13 protein-coding genes are annotated in these 17,316 nt (G+C 72.6%); 6 read left to right on the top strand and 7 right to left on the bottom strand.

Annotated elements, in window-relative coordinates:
* Positions 1–94 precede the first annotated feature (94 nt).
* Together KBX37_RS07365 and KBX37_RS07360 are read left to right on the top strand one after the other, a co-directional pair.
* Complete coding sequence (locus KBX37_RS07365) at positions 95–2,638, top strand: Tex family protein (protein ID WP_307848985.1); 2,544 nt, start codon at positions 95–97, stop codon at positions 2,636–2,638.
* 571 nt (positions 2,639–3,209) lie between these two features.
* A complete protein-coding gene (locus tag KBX37_RS07360) occupies positions 3,210–3,644 on the top strand; it encodes a hypothetical protein (protein ID WP_210775164.1) in 435 nt (144 codons plus the stop codon).
* On the opposite strand, the gene KBX37_RS07355 is transcribed toward KBX37_RS07360, so the two are convergent.
* Positions 3,607–4,578, bottom strand: a complete 972-nt coding sequence (locus tag KBX37_RS07355) for a DUF389 domain-containing protein (protein WP_210775163.1) — start codon at positions 4,576–4,578, stop codon at positions 3,607–3,609. The genes KBX37_RS07360 and KBX37_RS07355 overlap by 38 nt on opposite strands.
* Before the next feature lie 279 nt (positions 4,579–4,857).
* On the opposite strand from KBX37_RS07355, the gene KBX37_RS07350 reads away from it, so the two are divergent.
* Positions 4,858–6,987: an acyltransferase family protein gene (locus tag KBX37_RS07350; protein ID WP_210775162.1), complete on the top strand. Its 2,130-nt coding sequence runs from the start codon at positions 4,858–4,860 to the stop codon at positions 6,985–6,987.
* Between the two features lie 101 nt (positions 6,988–7,088).
* On the opposite strand, the gene KBX37_RS07345 is transcribed toward KBX37_RS07350, so the two are convergent.
* Both KBX37_RS07345 and KBX37_RS35425 read right to left on the bottom strand, forming a co-directional pair.
* Positions 7,089–7,739, bottom strand: a complete 651-nt coding sequence (locus tag KBX37_RS07345) for an N-acetyltransferase (RefSeq protein WP_210775161.1) — start codon at positions 7,737–7,739, stop codon at positions 7,089–7,091.
* Positions 7,736–8,977: a glycosyltransferase family 4 protein gene (locus KBX37_RS35425; RefSeq protein ID WP_210775160.1), complete on the bottom strand. Its 1,242-nt coding sequence runs from the start codon at positions 8,975–8,977 to the stop codon at positions 7,736–7,738. Before KBX37_RS35425 ends, KBX37_RS07345 begins: the two co-directional genes overlap by 4 nt.
* A 114-nt stretch (positions 8,978–9,091) precedes the next feature.
* Here KBX37_RS35425 and KBX37_RS07335 point away from each other — a divergent pair, with 114 nt between their 5' ends.
* Both KBX37_RS07335 and KBX37_RS07330 read left to right on the top strand, forming a co-directional pair.
* Positions 9,092–10,246, top strand: a complete 1,155-nt coding sequence (locus KBX37_RS07335) for a DegT/DnrJ/EryC1/StrS aminotransferase family protein (protein WP_210775159.1) — start codon at positions 9,092–9,094, stop codon at positions 10,244–10,246.
* A complete protein-coding gene (locus KBX37_RS07330) occupies positions 10,243–10,830 on the top strand; it encodes a sugar transferase (RefSeq protein ID WP_210775158.1) in 588 nt (195 codons plus the stop codon). The genes KBX37_RS07335 and KBX37_RS07330 overlap by 4 nt, the downstream gene beginning before the upstream one ends.
* Before the next feature lie 65 nt (positions 10,831–10,895).
* On the opposite strand, the gene wecB is transcribed toward KBX37_RS07330, so the two are convergent.
* From wecB to KBX37_RS07310, 4 genes are all read right to left on the bottom strand, one after another.
* Positions 10,896–12,020 carry a non-hydrolyzing UDP-N-acetylglucosamine 2-epimerase gene (wecB, locus tag KBX37_RS07325; protein WP_210775157.1) on the bottom strand — a complete coding sequence of 375 codons (1,125 nt, stop codon included), beginning with the start codon at positions 12,018–12,020 and terminating at the stop codon, positions 10,896–10,898.
* A gap of 13 nt (positions 12,021–12,033) precedes the next feature.
* Entirely contained in the window at positions 12,034–13,161 is a 1,128-nt protein-coding gene (locus KBX37_RS07320; protein WP_210775156.1) for a capsular biosynthesis protein, read from the bottom strand.
* Positions 13,155–14,195 carry a polysaccharide biosynthesis protein gene (locus KBX37_RS07315; RefSeq protein ID WP_210775155.1) on the bottom strand — a complete coding sequence of 347 codons (1,041 nt, stop codon included), beginning with the start codon at positions 14,193–14,195 and terminating at the stop codon, positions 13,155–13,157. Before KBX37_RS07315 ends, KBX37_RS07320 begins: the two co-directional genes overlap by 7 nt.
* 64 nt (positions 14,196–14,259) lie before the next feature.
* Positions 14,260–15,735, bottom strand: a complete 1,476-nt coding sequence (locus tag KBX37_RS07310) for a hypothetical protein (protein ID WP_210775154.1) — start codon at positions 15,733–15,735, stop codon at positions 14,260–14,262.
* Between the two features lie 304 nt (positions 15,736–16,039).
* Here KBX37_RS07310 and KBX37_RS34255 point away from each other — a divergent pair, with 304 nt between their 5' ends.
* Positions 16,040–17,269 carry a glycosyltransferase gene (locus tag KBX37_RS34255; RefSeq protein ID WP_210775153.1) on the top strand — a complete coding sequence of 410 codons (1,230 nt, stop codon included), beginning with the start codon at positions 16,040–16,042 and terminating at the stop codon, positions 17,267–17,269.
* Positions 17,270–17,316 lie beyond the last annotated feature (47 nt).

Below are 17,316 nucleotides of genomic sequence, written 5' to 3'. Positions count from 1 at the left end.
GCTAGCGCAGGCGCGTCGGGCGGGTATGGCGAGCGCCGTCGGGGGCGGGCGGCAGAATGCAGCACGGAACCCACAGCGAAGGCGGATCAAGATCGTGACCCAGTCAGTTCATCAGCGGATCGCCGACGAGCTCGGCGTCGCGGAGCGTCAGGTGCGGGCGGCCGTGGAGCTGCTCGACGGCGGCGCCACCGTGCCGTTCATCGCCCGCTACCGCAAGGAGGCCACCGGCCTGCTCGACGACGCGCAGCTGCGCACCCTCGAGGAGCGGCTGCGGTACCTGCGTGAGCTGGACGAGCGGCGGGCCGCCGTGCTGGAGTCGATCCGCGGCCAGGGCAAGCTCGACGAGGCCCTGGAAGCGCAGATCATGGCGGCCGACTCGAAGTCCCGCCTGGAGGACATCTACCTGCCGTACAAGCCCAAGCGGCGGACCAAGGCGCAGATCGCCCGTGAGGCCGGGCTGGAGCCGCTCGCCGACACCCTGCTCGCCGACCCGGCGCGGGACCCGCGCGAGACGGCGGCCGGCTTCGTCGACGCCGACCGGGGGGTGGCCGACGCCGCCGCCGCGCTGGAGGGCGCCCGGGCCATCCTGATCGAGCGCTTCGGCGAGGACGCCGACCTGATCGGCACCCTGCGCGAGCAGATGTGGTCGCGGGGCCGGCTGGTCTCCCGGGTACGCGACGGCCAGGAGGCCGCCGGCGCCAAGTTCGCCGACTACTTCGACTTCGCCGAGCCGTACCCCAGGCTGCCCTCGCACCGGATCCTGGCGATGTTCCGGGGCGAGAAGGAGGGCGTGCTCGACCTGACGATGGACCCGGAGGCGGAGGGCGACACCGACGCCGTGGTCACCGGCCCGAGCCGGTACGAGGCGGCCATCGCCGGCCGGTTCGGGATCAGCGACCAGGGGCGGCCCGCCGACAGGTGGCTCGCCGACACGGTGCGCTGGTCCTGGCGTACCCGGATCCTCATCCACCTCGGCGCGGACCTGCGGATGCGGCTGTGGCAGGCGGCGGAGGAGGAGGCCGTCCGGGTCTTCGCCACCAACCTGCGTGACCTGCTGCTCGCCGCGCCCGCCGGCACCCGCGCGACGATGGGCCTGGACCCGGGCCTGCGCACCGGTGTCAAGGTCGCGGTGGTCGACGCCACCGGCAAGGTGGTCGCCACCGACACCATCTACCCGCACGAGCCGCGCCGGCAGTGGGACGCCTCGATCGAGACCCTGGCGAGGCTCGCCGGGGCGCACGGCGTCGAGCTGGTCGCCATCGGCAACGGCACCGCCAGCCGGGAGACCGACAAGCTCGCCGGCGACCTGATCAAGCGGTACCCGCAGCTCAACCTCACCAAGGTGGTGGTCTCCGAGGCCGGCGCGTCGGTCTACTCCGCCTCCGCGTACGCCTCCCAGGAGCTGCCCGGGCTGGACGTGTCGCTGCGCGGCGCGGTCTCCATCGCCCGCCGCCTCCAGGACCCGCTCGCCGAGCTGGTCAAGATCGACCCGCGCTCGATCGGCGTCGGGCAGTACCAGCACGACCTGTCCGAGGTGAAGCTCTCCCGTTCGCTGGACGCGGTGGTCGAGGACTGCGTCAACGCGGTCGGGGTGGACGTCAACACCGCCTCGGCGCCGCTGCTGACCCGGGTCTCCGGCATCGGCGCCGGCCTGGCGGAGAACATCGTGCTGCACCGCGACGCCAACGGCCCGTTCCGGTCCCGCGCAGAGCTGAAGAAGGTGCCCCGGCTCGGCCCGAAGGCGTTCGAGCAGTGCGCCGGCTTCCTGCGCATCCCCGGTGGCGACGACCCGCTGGACTCCTCCAGCGTGCACCCGGAGGCGTACCCGGTGGTGCGGCGGATCCTCGCCAGCACCGGGCAGGACCTGCGCTCGCTGATCGGGAGGTCGGCGATCCTGCGCGGGCTGCGGGCCACCGACTTCGTCGACGAGACGTTCGGCCTGCCCACCGTCACCGACATCCTCGCCGAGCTGGAGAAGCCGGGCCGCGACCCGCGACCGGAGTTCCGCACCGCCACCTTCGCCGAGGGGGTGGAGAAGATCAGCGACCTGGCCCCGGGGATGCTGCTGGAGGGCGTGGTCACCAACGTCGCGGCGTTCGGCGCGTTCGTCGACGTCGGCGTCCACCAGGACGGCCTGGTGCACGTGTCGGCGATGTCCCACACCTTCGTCAAGGACCCGCGGGACGTGGTCAAGTCCGGCGACGTGGTCCGGGTCAAGGTGCTCGACGTGGACGTGCCTCGCAAGCGGATCTCGCTCACCCTCCGGCTGGACGAGGACGCCGCCGGCAGCCCCGGTCGCCCGTCGGCCTCGGTCGAGGCCGGGCGCCGGGAGCGTGGCGGGGCGCGCGGCGACCAGGGTGGGCGGTCCACTTCCGATCCCCGCGGGCAGCGCGGGGGATCCGACGCGCGCGGCGGCTCCGAGCCGCGGGGCACTGACGGGCGTGGCGGCACCGGCGGACGTGGCGGCGGCGGTGGGCGTGGCGGCACTGGCGGACGTGGCGGCGGCGAGGGCGGGCAGCGCGGGGAGCGGGACGGCGGGCGCGGCGGGCCGCAGCAGCGGCAGGGCCGTGGCGGCTCTGCACCCGCCCCGGTGAACGACGCGATGGCCGAGGCGCTGCGCCGGGCCGGCCTGGCCTGACCCCGGCGGTATCGCGTGGTCCCGCCCTGCGCGGCGATCACGCGATGCCGGTGCGCAGGGGGCGATCACGCGATGCCGGTGGGCAGGGTCCGTTGTCTCCACCGGCGCCGCTCGGCGGTGCCTGCCTGGCACCTCCTTGGGCAGGCACCGCCGGCCAATGTTTGCGGCATGTCGACCGCGCGTGTCGGGCCGGGCCGGCGTGTGACTATCGAGCGATATGCCTGTGAGGCATATTTATGACTCACAGGCATATCGCTCACCACGGTCCATGCCGTGAACGACCTGACTCTGCGTAACGCGTCAGCCGAGAGTGGCGTGGCCCGACCAGCTGCGGCGGCGGTCGAACGGCCCACCGCCTGCCTCCCCCTCGCGGCTGGACGAGGCGGCAGGACCAACTGGGGCGACCAGGCAGGACCCCACCAGGCGACCAGGCGGCACCGGACCGAGAGCTGGGCAGGACCGGACCGGGAGCTGGACAGTACCGGACCGGGAGCTGGGCAGGACCGACCCGGTCGAGCAGGCAGGGCGCGCCCGAGGCGGAGGCCCGGGGTGGTGGGCGTACCGTCGCGGCATGGGTGCGGACGACGGCCTCCAGTGGCGGGAGCGGCAGCAGCGGGCGGTGCGGGCGCACGCGGAGGCCGCCGATCGGCAGCGGGCGGCCGAGCACGCGCAGGCCGCGGAACTGGTCGCCTGGTTCGCCGCCGAGGCGATCCGGCGGGGCCTGCGCACCACGCCGCTGGTCGCCCGCGGGCACGACGGTCGCGGTCGCTACCGGACCCGGCTGACCGGCTGGTACGTCGACCGCGCCGGGACCCGGGCGGTGGACACGGCGGGCCGGTTCCACCTGCTCAGCGTGCCGCCCAGCCTGCGCGGCCGGCTCTTCGGCGTCGACCCCGAGCCCGACCCGGCGCCGCTGGTGCTCGGCCGGGGCGGCCGGGACGGCGAGTCGATCCCGCTGCGGACGCTGCTCACCCGCCGACTGGAGGCTGGGGACGACTGGCGGTGACCCGGCCGGCGCGCCGGCCCACCCGCCACCACCACAGCTGCTGCACGGCGAGGGTGGCCAGGCCGGCGAGCACGATCGCACAGATGTTGATCACGAGCTGGAGCGCCGACCCGGCCGCCTCGTGCCACACCCCGTACGCGGTGGCGACGGCGACGTTCGCGGCGGCCGGCACCGTGGTGACCGAGATCAGCACACCGACCAGCGAGCCGGACTTCTTCGAGGTGAGCGAGAGCATCCCGGCGATCCCGGCGAGGATGCCGACGACCCAGGAGAGCGCGTCGGGCCGCCAGATGAAGTCGGTCAGCGGCCGCTCGGCGAGCAGCATCTCCCGGTTGACCAGGTCGGCGGCGGTGAGCGCCCAGGTGCTCAGCACAGTCGCCACCATGGCGGCCAGGAAGCCCACCGTCAGCGCCTGCACCGAGCGGACGATGGTGCGGGACTTGCGGCGCAGCAGCGCGACGCAGAGCGCGGCGAGGGGGCCGAACTCGGGGCCGACCACCATCGCACCGACGATCAGGATCGGCTGGTCCAGCAGCACGCCCACTCCGGCGATCATCGTGGCGACGATGATCAGCGCCAGGTACGTCCCGGTCAGTTCGGTCTGCTCGCCGGTCTTGGCGGCGATCTCGTCCCAGACGACCGCGTCCTCGCCGTGACCCGGGGCGTCCCGGGCGGCCTGCTTCGCGGCCCGGGACAGGGTCAGCTCGACGTCGTCGGCGGAGATCCCGCCGTGCGCCTCGACCCCGAGCTCCTGCAACTGGTGCAGCACCCGGTCGGCGCTCTCCCGGACCACATCGCAGAGGACCAGGTCGCCGGGGGGCTGCCGGGCCGCGCCGGAGATCACGGCCAGGTGCGCCACCCCCGGGTTGTCGGCGAGCAGGTCGGCCACCTGGGACGACCGGTCGGCCGGCGCGATGATCCTCAAGTGCAGCAAGAATCGCTCCCCTCGAGGCACGAACCGCCGGGCGCGGCCCGGAGAACCCTACCGCCGCCGGGGCCCGTCGCCACGGCGCACCTTCCGGATGTCGGCCCTCCCGGTCCACGCCGGACGGACAACGGTCCGGCGCCGCTCGCCCCGCACGGGAGCGGCGGACGGCCGAGCTCCGACAAGACGGCGACACGGCGCAACACTGCGAAAACCGGACGGAAGTGCGTTTGTGGGATATAACCCCTAACGGCAACGCTAACCAGATTTCTAGCGCAGGGCGGGACAATGACCCAGACACGAAGCAGGCCGAAGGCCCCACCGCGGGCCTCCTTCCGGGGTGACATCGAGGGACTTCGCGCCCTGGCGGTCCTGCTGGTACTGGTCAGCCACGCCGGTAGCCAGTTCATCCCCGGCGGCTTCGTCGGCGTGGACGTCTTCTTCGTGATCTCAGGCTTCCTGATCACCGGCCTGCTCGTCGAGGAACTCGACCGCACCGGACGGATCTCGCTGGTGAGCTTCTACGCCCGACGGGCGAAGCGGCTGCTGCCCGCCGCCGGCCTGGTGCTCGTGGTCACCCTGCTGCTCACGTACCTGTTCCTGCCGAAGGTCCGCTTCTCCACCATCGCGTGGGACGTGGTGAGCAGCGCGCTGTACGTGATGAACTGGCGGCTCGCCGAGCAGTCGGTGGACTACATGTTCGTCGACCAGGCACCCAGCGTCCTGCAGCACTACTGGTCGCTCAGCGTCGAGGAGCAGTTCTACCTGATCTGGCCGCTGCTGCTGCTCGGGTTGGCCGTTCTCGGTGGCCGGCGACGGCTACGCCGCGGGGTGCTGATGGTCGGGTTCGCCGTGGTGGCCCTGCCGTCCTTCGCCTGGTCGGTATACCTGACGTCGGCCGATCGGGCCCCGGCGTACTTCGTGACCACCACCCGGATCTGGGAGCTCGCCCTGGGCGGCGCGGTGGCCATCGTCGGTCCCCGACTGCACCGCACCCCGCGTGCGCTCGCCGTCGTGCTCGCCTGGTCCGGGTTGGTCACCGTGGTCGCCTCGGCCTTCCTGCTGGACTCCGCGTCGGCCTTCCCCGGGTACGTCGCCCTGCTGCCGACCGCCGGCACAGCGGTGGTGATCGCCTTCGCGGTGGCCGCCGGCCGGGCCGGGCCGGCCGGGCTGCTCAGCCTGCCGCCGATGCGCGGCGTCGGCGCGCTGTCGTATTCGCTCTACCTGTGGCACTGGCCCCTGCTGATCGTCGCCGACTACCGGTTCGGCGAGCTGAGCGCGTCCGCGCGCCTGGCGGTGGTCGCGCTCTCCGCGGTGCCGGCGGTCCTCACCTACCACTTCGTCGAGAACCCCATCCGCCGATCCCAGACGTTGCACTGGCAGCCGGCGCAGGCGCTGGGGATCGGCGGCCTCTGCACGGGCACGGCGGTGGTCGCCGGCCTGCTCTTCCAGCTGACCGTCTGGTCGCCGGCCCGACCGCCGGTGTCCGCGTCCGCGGTGCCGCCACCGGGTGGGAGCAGCGCGTCGGTGGGCGCCCCCGCCCCGGCCGGGCCGCCGGGAGCCGCCGTCCTGCGTAAGTCGCCCCGGGGTGACCAGGCCGGGAGACCGGTCGACCGGGTCGACTCGATCACCCCCGACCCGCTGGTCGCCGCGAAGGACGTCCCGGCGACGACCCGCACCAACTGTCACGTCCAGCAGAACAGCAGCGAGCCACTGACCTGTGTGTACGGGGTCAAGGACGCCTCCTACACCGTGGTGCTCGCCGGCGACTCGCACGCCGCGCAGTGGCTGCCGGCGCTGGAGGCGGTCGCGGTGCAGCGGAAGTGGCGGGTGGTGACCCACACCAAGTCCTCGTGCCCGTTCCTGGCGATGGAGGTGGCGCTGGACGGCCGGCCGTACACCAGTTGCACCGAGTGGAACCAGCGGGTCCGCGGCCAACTGCGCGCCGACCCGCCCGACCTGCTGCTGGTGGGCAACTCCCATTACCTGACGGTGCGCGACGGCGAGTTGGTGACCCGGGATGCGCACGACATCCTGGCCGACGGGCTACGGAACACCTGGCGGGAGATGACCGGGATCGGAGTGCCGGTGGTGGTGCTCCGGGACCCGCCGTACCACCGTCGGGACCCGGTCGAGTGTGTCTCCGCCAACCCGGACCGGCTCACCCGGTGCGCCCCGCCCCGTGACGAGGTGCTGGCTGCCGGGGGTGGCATCGCCCAGGAGCGGGCCGCCAAGGGACAGTCGGGGGTCCACCTGGTCGACCTCAACGACGCGATCTGTCCCACCGACCGCTGCGCGGCGGTCATCGGTGGCGTACTGGTCTACCGGGACACCAACCACCTCACCGCCACCTACGCCCAGACGCTCGCGCCCCGGCTCGACAGCGCCCTGGCCGCCGTACGGACACCCGGAAGCTGACGGCGTCAGCTTCGTCCCCGCGCCAGTTCTGGCGCGGGGACGGGGGTCGGGCCGGTCAGGATGGTGGGTGAGCAGGACGGGCAGGGCGGCCGCGACCGCGGTCAGTCGGCCGGGCCGCCGGCCTCCGCCCCGACCGGGGCCACCGCGATGCCGTAGCAGTTCATCCGCCGCCCCTCCTGGGTGGTCCAGGTCCCCCGCAGGGTCCACCCGGCCCGTTGGTAGAAGGCGTTGACGCGCTCGTTGTCGTCCGCGTCGGTGGTCAGGTGCGCCGAGCTCACTCCGCGTAGCCGGACCGCCTCCCACCAGGCGTCGAGGAGCCGACGCCCGTGCCCGCCGTGCGCCGCGGCCGGGTCGACGCAGATGGAGCTGAGCAGTGCTCCGCGCGCCTCGACCGGCACCTCGCCGCGGTAGGCCACCCCGCGCAGCAGGCGCAGTGCCACCGCGGGACGGCGGACGACGGCCGGCAGGCTCGCCAGCGCCAACCGGGGGCCCCGCTGGCGAAGCAGGCGGCGGAAGAACAGCTCCGGGGCGATCGTGCCGACCACCACGCCGACCAGCCGACCGTCGGGGTCCCGCGTGACCACCGTGACAGCGTCGGGATCGCGAACGAAGCCGGCGTAGAACTCCCGTAGGAACGGCTCGCCGAGACTGGTGAGGAAGAACCGTTCGAAGGCCCGCACGTGCAGCGCCGCAGCCGTACGAACGTCCTCGGCCCGCAGGACGTCCACCGCCCCGACGGCGCCCCGGCTCACCGGGCACCTGCCGCGACGGCCCGCAGCGCGTCCTCCACCCGCCGTACGCCGGAGGCCAGCGAGTACTCGCGGTCGTAGTACTCCCGCCCGGCCCGGCCGAGCAGTTCCAACTTCTCCCGCCCGAGCTGGCACACCTCCCGGATGGCATCGGCGATCGAGGACGGATCACTGGGCCGGGCGGTGAGCCCGGCCCCGCTGGCCATGGCCACCGCCGCCGCGTCGCCCTCGGCGACGACCAGCATCGCCCGCCCGGCGGCGAGGATGGCCTGAACCTTGCTCGGCATGGTGTACGCCGACATGCCGCCCGGCCGGAGGCTGACCACGTGGGCGTCCCCGGCCCGCATCAGCGCCGGCATCTCGTCGGCCGGCAGCCGGCCGAGAAAGCGCACGTTGCGCAGCTTCCGCTCGGCGGCCTGCCGGCGCAGCCGCTCCTCGCACACCCCGGAGCCGGCCAGCAGGCAGACCAGCCGCGGGTCGTCGACGAGGGCGACGGCGTCGAGCAGGGCGTCGAGCCCCTGCGCCTGCCCCATCGAGCCGGCGTAGACGAGCACCACCTGGTCGTCGCGGAGGCCCAGTTCGGCCCGGAGGTCCCGGTCGCCCGTGGTGGCGGCCGTCTCGTCGGCCCACATCGGAATGTGCACGAGCTTGTGATCCGGCACTCCCCGCCGGGCCAACAGCTCGCCCACCCCCGGGGAGATGTACGCGATCCGGTCCGCGCACCGGTACATCGCGGCGCACCAGCCCCCCATGCCGCGGGCCAGCAGCGTGCCGGCGCCACCCGGCCCGACGAAGCCGCTGGCGTACGCGCTGTCGGGCCAGAGGTCCAGCACGTGCAGCACCACCGGCACCCGGTGGACGTAGCGGGCGTACCACATCGACAGCGAGACGGTGATGGGAGAGTTGCTCACCCACAGCGCGTCCAGGCCGCGCAGCGCGCCGGTGCCCAACGTGAGCGCCGACGCGGCGAAGGAGCCGTAGTTCGCCAGGCGGCGCAGCGCCGAACGGTCGTGGCTCGGGTAGAGGGCGACCCGGCGGATCCGCACGCCGTCGCCGTCGACCTCGTCCCGACGGGGACGGATCCGGTAGCCCGGGGCGACCCGGCCGGTCGGGTAGTTCGGGAAGCCGGTCAGGACCTGGACCTCGTGGCCCCGGCGGGCCAGCGCCCGGGCGAGGGCGCCGGGCAGCGCTGCCGGCCCCGGTTCGGGGTCGTACCACTGGGTCAGCAGGCCAACCCGCATTCGGAACCTCCCGAGCAATATTCGCAAAAGCCTAAATAGTCACCATAAGGGGCAAAGACAGTTTAACCTCCGGCAAGGGAAAATCGGTCGTCAGGTGGCAAAGAGGAGTTCTGGGTGGAAAACAGCAGGCTTCCCTTCGCGTTGCCCGACATCGGCGAGGACGAGATCGCCGCGGTCACCGCTGCGCTCCGCTCCGGCTGGGTCTCCAGCGGGCCGGTGGTGCCACGTTTCGAGCAACGCTTCGCGGAGGCGTGTGGTCACGGGGTCACCGCCGTAGCGCTGAACTCGGCAACTGCCGGCCTGCATCTCGCGCTGGAGGCGCTCGGGGTCGGGCCCGGCATGGAAGTGCTGGTGCCGACCTGGACCTTCACCGCGACGGCGGAGGTCGTCGTGCACCTCGGCGCCGAACCGGTGCTCGTCGACGTGGATCCGCTGACGCTGCACATCGACCTCGCCGACGCGGCGGACAAGGTCACCCCGCGCACCGTCGCGGTGCTGCCGGTGCACTTCGCCGGCCAGCTGGTGTCGCCGGCGCGGCTGCGCGCCTTCGCCGAGTCCCACCGGCTCGCCGTGGTCGAGGACGCCGCCCACTCCTTCCCCGCCGCCGCGGAGGGCGTCGGTGTCGGCTCCGGCACCAGCGCCGCAACGATCTTCAGCTTCTACGCGACCAAGACCATCACCACCGGCGAGGGCGGCATGCTCGTCACCCGGGACGCCGACCTGGCGCGACGGGTCCGGGTGATGCGCCTGCACGGGTTCGACCGGGACGGTTTCGACCGCTACCGCAGCGAGCGACCCGCCTGGCGGTACGACGTCGTCGCGGCCGGCTACAAGTGCAACCTGACGGACCCGGCCGCCGCCCTCGGCCTGGTGCAGCTCGACCGCGCCGAGGCGATGCGGGCACGGCGGGCCGAGATCGCCGACCGCTACCGGCGGGCCTTCGCCGAGCTTCCCCTCGACCTCCCCCCGCCGGCCCCCGCCGGCGCCGTGCACGCCTGGCACCTGTACGTGGTCCGGATGCGCACCGATGCCCGGGTCGACCGCGACGCGTTCGTCGCGGAGATGTCCCACCTCGGCGTCGGGTGCAGCGTGCACTTCATCCCGCTCCACCAGCACACCTACTGGCGGCAGCGGTGCCAGCTGACCGACGCGATGTTCCCGGTGGCCAGCGCGGAGTTCGAGCGGGTGGTGAGCCTGCCGCTCTTCTCCGCGATGACCGACGAGCAGGTCGACCGGGTCATCACCTCCGTCCACAAGGTGCTCGCATGATCAAGCGTTGCTTCGACATCGCCGTCGCCGCGGTGGCCCTGATCCTCTGCGCGCCGGTACTGGCGGCGGTGGCCGTCGCCATCCGGCTCGACGACGGCGGTCCGGTGCTGTTCCGGCAGGAACGCGCCGGTCGCCGGGGCCGCAGCTTCCGAATCCACAAGTTCCGCACCATGCGGGTCGCCCCCGGCTCGGCCGTCACCTCCGACACCGACGACCGGATCACCCGGGTCGGCCGGTTCCTGCGGGCCAGCAAGCTCGACGAACTGCCCCAGCTGTACGACGTCCTGGTGGGCCACATGAGCCTGGTCGGTCCACGACCCGAGGTACGCCGGTACGTGGACTGCTGGCCGCCGATCGCGCGGTGGCGCATCCTGTCGGTGCGGCCCGGCATCACCGACCCGGCGTCGATCATCTACCGCAACGAGTCCGCGGAACTCGCCCGGGCGCCGCAGCCCGAGGACTACTACCTGGCCGTGGTGCTGCCCCGGAAGGTCGAGATGTACGTGCGCTACGTCGAGACCCGCAGCTTCCTCGGCGACCTGCTGATCCTCGCCCGTACCGTGCAGGCCGTCATCGGTCGCTGACCCGCACGCCGCGTACCGAAAAGGGGGCCGGGACCGTCGCGCGGTCCCGGCCCTCGACGGTGTTCTCAGCGGCGGATGCCCGCCCAGTCGTGGTGCCGGCGGACGGTGGAAAGGACGAAGTCGACCACCCGGCGGGAGGTGTCCGGGACCTGGTAGTCGGCCGGGCAGCGCACCCCGTCCGTGGCGACCTGCTCGGTCACCACCCGGATCGCCTCCACCACGCCCGCCGGGTCGAGGCCGGTCATCACGATCCCGCCGGCGTCCAGCGCCTCCGGCCGCTCGATCGACTCCCGCAGGGTCACCGCGGGGAAGCCCAGGATCGCCGCCTCCTCGCTGATCGTGCCGCTGTCCGACAGGGTGCAGCGGGCCCGGCTCTCCAGGTGCACGTAGTCGAAGAGCCCGAACGGTTCGTGGAAGGTGATCCCGTCGAGGGCCAGGGCGTCCGAGGCGAGAGCCTCCAGCCGCTTGCGGGTACGCGGATGGGTGGAGACCAGTACGGGCAGCTTCCAGGCGTCGTGCACGGCCCGGAGGCAGTCCAGCAGTCGGCCCAGCCGGTCCGGCCGGTCGACGTTCTCCTCCCGGTGGGCGCTGACCACGAAGAACTCTCCGGTCGTGAGCCCGAGCTGGTCCAGGATGGTCGACCGTTCGATGTCCGCCCGGTAGTGCAGCAGCACCTCCCGCATGGGCGAGCCGGTGTGCAGGATCCGCCGCGGGTGCAGGCCCTCGGCCAGCAGGTTGCGTCGGGCGTGCTCGGTGTAGACGAGGTTGAAGTCGGCGACGTGGTCCACCAGCCGCCGGTTGGTCTCCTCGGGCACGTTCAGGTCGAAGCACCGGTTGCCGGCCTCCAGGTGGTAGACCGGCACCCGCATCCGGCGGGCCATCAGCGCGGCGATGCAGCTGTTGGTGTCGCCGAGCACCAGCAGCGCGTCGGGGCGCAGCTCGGCGATCGTCTCCTCCATGCCGATCAGCACCCCGCCGAGCACCCGGCCGAGCGACGAGGTGTCCACCCGCAGGAACCGGTCCGGCTGGCGCAGCCGCAGCTCGGTGAAGAACACGTCGGACAGGGACCGGTCCCAGTTCTGGCCGGTGTGGACCAGGGTGTGCTCCACGGTCCGGTCCAGCCGGTCCAGCACCCGGGACAACCGGATGATCTCGGGACGGGTGCCGACGACCGTCATCACGCGGGTCATGCCTGGCCCTCTCTCACGCCGGCACCCCCGCCGGCTCCGCCGTGGTCAGCTCCACCGGCTCCGGCCAGGTGTCCGGCCGGGCGGGGTCGAAGATCTCGTTGGTCCAGAAGAGGGTGAGGAGCTCGTCCGAGCCGGTGTTCACGATGTTGTGCGCCCACATGGTGGGCATGTCCACCACCACCGGCTCGGCACCGCTGACCGGGAACCGGACGACGTCGTCGTCGCCGACCCGGCGCAGCCGGATCTCGGCAGTTCCGCGCAGGACGCAGAAGCGCTCCACCTTGGCCAGGTGGAAGTGCTCTCCCCGGGTGACGCCGGGGCGGCTGGTGGAGCAGAAGGTCTGCCCGCCGCCGCCGTGCACCTTGACCGTCTCCACCAGCTCCCCGCGCGGATCGGCCCGCCGGGTCACCGGCAGCGGGTAGTGCGTCGGGAAGCAGTGCGACCGGTAGGTGTTGAACAGCCGGACCGCGTGCCGGTCCGACAACGCGGGGATCTCCCCGCCGCGGTAGGCGGTCGCAAAGCCGGTGAGCCGGTCCGCCAGTTCCCGGATCCCGACTCGCAGGCCGGGCATGGCGCTGTCCCACGGGCCGCCGTCCGGGGCGCCCATCAGCCGCGCCGCGGCGTCGGTGACGTGCACCAGGGTCACCTCGCGGTCCTCGTGCACCTCGGGCGACCGCTGCTCGGCGAGCAGCCGGCAAAAGGTGGCGACCACCGAGTTGTAGTACGGCCGGCCGTGCTCGCCGTACAGGTTCGGCAGCTTCACGTCGATCAGGTCGGGTCGGGCCACGGCCAGGGTGGCGGCGGCGACGGCCTTCGCATCGCCGTACGGGGTGCCGTTGCCGGACTGCACCGAGTTGGCGAAGACCACCGCGCCGGGCGGGGTGGGGCAGCGTCGCAGCCCACGAGCCAGGGCGGCAGCCAACTCCACGTTGCCGCCGGCCACCTCCTGCGGGTCGCCCCGGTTGACCCCGGCCAGGTGGAGCACCCGGTCCACGCCGTCGAGCTTCGCCGCCACGGTGGCCGCGTCCATCAGGTCGGCGCCGCTGAGCAGGACCGGGTCCGGCCAGCCGAGGGTCCGGGCGAGCACCCGGACGTGCCAGCCCAGGAAGCCCCGACCGCCGGTGAGCGCCAGCCTCAACACGCCAGTACCGGGTCGCGCAGCGCCAGCTCCGCCCGGACCTCCGGCAAGGTGCGCAACAAGTCTTTGATCTCAGGTACGCCGAGGCGCGGAGCGTTCGCCGAGTTGAAGTCCTCGGCCGGGTTCGCCCGCAGCTCACCCTCGGACGTGTAGAGCGCGTAGTTCAGGTCCCGCGCGTCGACCGGCACCCGGAAGAAGTCGCCGAAGTCCTTCGCCCTGGCCAGTTCCTCGCGGCTGGCCAGCGTCTCGTCCTGCTTCTCGCCGTGCCGAACCCCGATGATGTCCAGCTTCGCCGGCACGTCGAAGAGCTGGCAGACCGCCTCGGCCAGGTCGCCGACCGTGCAGGCGGCCGCCTTGCGGACGAAGATGTCGCCGGGCCGGGCGTGCCGGAAGGCGTGCTCCACCAGCTCGACCGACTCGTCGAGGGACATCAGGAAGCGGGTCATGCCCGGATCCGTCACCGTCGGTGCCCGGCCCGCCTTGATCTGGTCGATGAAGAGCGGGATGACCGACCCGCGCGAGTACATGACGTTGCCGTACCGCACGCACGAGACGATGGTGTCGCTGCGGGGGTTGTTGCGGGCGTGGGCCTGGGCCAACTTCTCCATGAGCGCCTTCGACATGCCCATCGCGTTGACCGGACCGACGGCCTTGTCGGTACTGAGCAGCACCACCGACCGGACGCCGTTGCGCTCGGCGGCCTCGATCACGTTCCCGCTGCCGACGACGTTGGTCCGCACCGCCTCGAGCGGGAAGAACTCGCACGACGGCACCTGCTTGAGTGCCGCGGCGTGGAAGACGTGGTCCACGTCCCGACCGGCGCCCGACACGGAGTCGAGGTCGCGTACGTCGCCGACGTAGTACCGGACCCGGTCGTCCCCGACGACCCGGCGCATGGCGTCCTGTTTGGCCTCGTCACGGCTCAGCACCCGGACCTCCTCGACGTCCCGGTCGAGCAGTCTTCGCACCATGGTCTGACCGAACGATCCTGTGCCGCCGGTGATCAGGACCCGGCTGCCGGCAAGCGCAGCGCTCACTCGTGCTCCTTTGTCGGTGACAGTTTCGATCCAGACAACGAGTGAGGTAGACCCCAAGGTACGATTAACGGCGCAATTCGGACATCAGGGGGCTGCCGGGACGATGCCCCGGAAGGCCCGCCGGCGGACGGTGCCACCACGCGACGAGGACGACCAGCACGAGGACCACCAGCAGCCGGCAGCCCGTCCTGCTCACGTAGGTCGAGGTGCCCACCCACATCAGATCGACCATGCCGACGACGACGAGGATGCCGGCCGTGTAGGCCAGCAGCTGCCGTGGCATGGTGACGGGCCGCGACGCCACCCGGTCCACCGCCCGATCGATCCAGCGCAGTGCCAGTCCGGTGACCGGGACCATCAGCAGCAGACCGACCAGGCCGAAGTTGATCAGCCACTCCCCCGGGGAGAGCGCCGCGTGGGTATGGCCGGTGCCCACCATTTCCGGGGAGAGGATGGGCACCAGGGCGGCGCCGAGGCCGTCCGGCTTTCCGGGCCACACCGTGCGCGGCACCAGGGTCACCGCCGCCGCCCAGAAGGTCTCCCCCCACGCCCTGGGCAGCGCGCCCATCGCGTCGAGGTCCAGCAGCCTCGTGAAGTCGCGGAACGGCGTCACGACCGACCCGAGACCGTCCGCATCCCGTTCGTCGGCGCCGGTGGCCGCTCTGATCTGGCCGAGCAGGAACACGGTGGGCGCCGCCACGGCGACCAACCAGAGCTTCACGTGCCGGCGGCCACGGCCCCGGTTCGCCAGGATCACCGCCAGGGCGAAGCCGAGGGAACCGAGGACGATCCGTCCGAAGTCATCGAAGAGGTAGGCGTAGTAGAGCGCGAAGCCCGCCATCGGCACCAGGCCGTAGATCAGCCGGCGCCGACGGCGCCGGCCCGGCAGCAGGCCGAGGCCCAGCAGGACGACACCCACGAACCCGGTCGAGTCGATGAGCAGGTGGTGGTACCGGCTGGGGAACACCACGGTGAGCACCACGCCGAGGACCAGCAGGGTGAGCCCCCACCGCAGCGCCCACCGGCTCAGCTCGGGGTCCGCGCGCACCGGCTCGCTCTCCGGACGCCGACGTATCCGGCTCCAGAAGATGAGCCAGGTCGACACGTGGAGGAAGTAGCACAGCGACAGGGCCTGCAGGATCGGCACCTGGGACGCGCCAGCTCCGGCCTTGATCTCGGTGTACAGCGCGGCGAAGCCGACGAAGAGGGCGAAGCTGAAGTTGTACACCCCGACCGCAGTGATTCGCGCCCCACCGTCGCAGTAGAAGACCCAGAGCCCGAAGAGCAGGGCCAGGGCACCGAGCAGCAGCGTCGTCGAGTGTCGCGGATCGGCGGTGATGCCGAGGGATTCGACGCCCAACGCCGCGATCCCGGCCGCCAGCCAGCCGAGGCCGACCGGAAGATCCCAGCTGAACGCGCCCTTGCCGGCCGCCACTGGCGCGGGTTGCGCCGGGCCGGGCGGGCGGGCGGCCGAGCGGTGACCCGACCACCCGGTCGGTGGGCCCCACCGCTCGACCTGCTGGCGCTCCTGCACTGACATCCCGTTCCCCCGGTGGCGTCCACGTGCGGGGTCGACAGGCGCACCCCGCAGGTGGAAGCGAGGCATCGGGCCCGGGGCGGCGACGACCGTCCGGGTTGCAGGGTCGAGGTCCCCGTACCATCTGAAACCGACACCAGGGCCAACGCTACGCCGACAACTTGGTTACGCTCCGCCACCAACGCCGTCACCGGAGCTGCGGCAAGGTCGTTTGTCCGGGCATGCCACTCAGCCACCCGACCAGCCTCACCGGTTGCCACAGATCGGCGTGGTCGTGAGCGAAGGACAGGACGGGGCAGTTCGACGGGTGACCGGCCGAGCGGAGTCCGCTCCCCTGTCGGTGCTCATGACGTACAACTTCTTCGAGCCGGGGTTCCGGGCCGGCGGGCCCATCCGCTCGATCGCCCGGCTGGTCGACTCCTGCTCCGAGCAGGTCTCCGTCACGCTGGTGACCGGCGACCGGGACCTCGGCGAGGCCACGCCCTACCCCGGCCTTTCCGGCACCTGGATCGACCGGGGGCGGGCGCGCGTGTTCTACCTCGACCCCCGGCGTCCCCGCCACTGGTGGACGCTCTGGCGCACGGTACGGGCGCGCCGCTTCGACCTCCTGTACGTCAACAGTCTCTGGTCCACCTACTCGCTGGTGCCCATCCTCGCGGCCCGGCTCGGGCTGCTCCGGGTTCCCCGGGTGATGATCGCCCCCCGGGGGGAGTTCTCCCCGGCGGCGCTGGCCCTCGGTGCGCGACGTAAGCGCATCTTCCTGCGGTGGTGGATCCACGTGCTGCGCAGAGGTCGCGTGGAGTGGCACGCGGGCAGCCAGTTGGAGGCCGATGCGATCAGCCGGGTGCTGCCATGGGCGGACGTGACGGTCCGCGCGAACCAGGCCGGGCTGCCCGCGGAGCCCATCCCCCCGGACGCCTCCGGCAGCGAGGCACGGCTGGTCTTCGTGGGGCGGATCAGCCCGATGAAGAACGTGGACCTGCTCCTGACCGCCCTCACCCTGACCAGCGCACCGATCCACCTCGACCTCTTCGGCCCGGCCGAGGACGCGGTCTACTGGAGCCGCTGCCAGCAGCTCATCGACGCACTGCCGCCGACGGTCCGGTGCACCTACCACGGCCCGCTCGCGCCGGACCTGGTGCGCGAGACGTTCGCCGGCTACGACGCCTTCGCGATGCCCACCCGGGGGGAGAACTTCGGGCACGTCATCGCCGAGAGCCTCTCCGCGTCCTGCCCGGTCGTCTGCTCGGACCGCACCCCCTGGAGCGACGTCCTCCACGACGGCGGCGGCGTGGTACTGCGCGACCTCACCGCCCCGGCCCTCGCCGCCGAGCTGGAACGGATCGCCCGACTGAGCCCCGAGCAGCGACTGCGGGCGCGGCGGACCGCCGGTGCGGCGTACCGGCGCTGGGCCGCCGCCCGCGACGACTCGAACATCCTCGACCAGGTCCGCGTCCGGTTCCAGGGCGCAGGCGATCCGCTGCGACCGTCCAGGAAGCCGGCACGTGCACATGCGCCCGCGGCACCCCACGACTGACACCTCGGCAACGCCGCGACCGGCCACCGACGACGAGAACGGGGCAT

Origin of the sequence: Micromonospora sp. U56 (genome assembly GCF_018070095.1) — a bacterium.
GTDB lineage: Bacteria > Actinomycetota > Actinomycetes > Mycobacteriales > Micromonosporaceae > Micromonospora > Micromonospora purpureochromogenes.
Note: the sequence above shows the minus strand (reverse complement) of the source record. Positions and strands in the feature narration are given on the sequence as shown.